1 pseudogene is annotated in these 1,289 nt (G+C 40.1%); it reads left to right on the forward strand.

Going from position 1 to position 1,289, the window contains the following annotated elements:
- Positions 1-243 precede the first annotated feature (243 nt).
- Positions 244-1,100: pseudogene (locus ACX5KA_RS04010) on the forward strand (IS481 family transposase); the annotation flags it as partial.
- Positions 1,101-1,289: the final 189 nt, after the last annotated feature.

Raw genomic sequence — 1,289 nt, forward strand, 5'->3', positions numbered from 1 at the left:
TGTACAGCAAAGATCAACAGACCCTAGTAGTGATTCATTTTTAACTAAATTAAAATGCAAAAGGATCATTAGCAATAAGAACATAAATAGCATTTACGATTTTAGAGAGATCGGTCCCTATTTGGATGAATCTTTAATTACGGTCTTCGAAAACAGTAGTCAGAATATTTAAGACAACAAGGACGTTTATGTGTGTGATTCATAGAGATCGTTTCAAAATAATACGACTCTAAGAACAAAGAAATTAGACAGCGACTCAAGTGGATTGAGCTTTACGAAGAAACTAAAAATGCAGGTCTGGTTTGCCGCAGGTGTGGTATATCCAGACCCACTCTTCGTAAATGGTTAAAACGATATAAAGAAAATGGTCTAGACGGTCTTCAGGACGTTTCTAAACGCCCTCATACCTCGCCAAATACTAAAATAAACCATCAGATAGAGGAATGGATTCTAAGCCTGAGAAAAGACAGGAAGCTTGGTGCGCGGAGAATCCAAAATGAACTTCTTCGCGAGCATAGTGTTCAATCATCGCTTGCTTCCATACATAAGGTGCTGACCAGACATGACGTTAAACCAATAGTATTTCAACGGAAGAAAAAAGACTTCATCCGTTACCAAAGACCCATTCCAAGTGATCGAGTGCAGATGGATACATGCAAAATCGCTCCTGGAATTTACCAATATACTGCTATTGATGACTGCTCTAGATATCGCGTACTGGATGTGTTTAACCGGAGGTCGGCAGCAAACACCCTTATTTTTATCGATAAGGTAATCGAGGAAATGCCATTTCCAATACAGCGAATACAAACCGACCGTGGTACAGAATTCTTCGCAGAGAAAGTTCAGCGAAAGCTGATGGATTATGGCATCAAATTTCGTCCTAACAAGCCTGGTTCTCCTCACCTGAATGGTAAGGTTGAAAGCAAAGAACCGACAAAGAAGAGTTTTATTCAACAGTAAACTTGAATCTAGACGAACTAAAAAACGAAACATTGCCCGAATGGCAGCATTACTACAACTGGCAACGGGCACATGGTTCGTTAAAGGGAAAAACGCCAATGGATATTGTCTGTGAAAGACTTGAACAAGCCCCACTTTGAGAAGAGGTTCACGAGGATTATATAACTTTTGCGTTAGGCATAACGGAACCTGTGAATTCTTGTACCGCTTGATGGATTTCATGCTCAGCTGGGTTTCTTTCAATTATTCCCAAGTTAAGTAACTTAATTCTGTCCGCTTCGTTTTTACTATGTACCACTGTCCCTCTGTGTCAGGATAGTTGTCGC

This window comes from Alteromonas alvinellae (genome assembly GCF_902705805.1).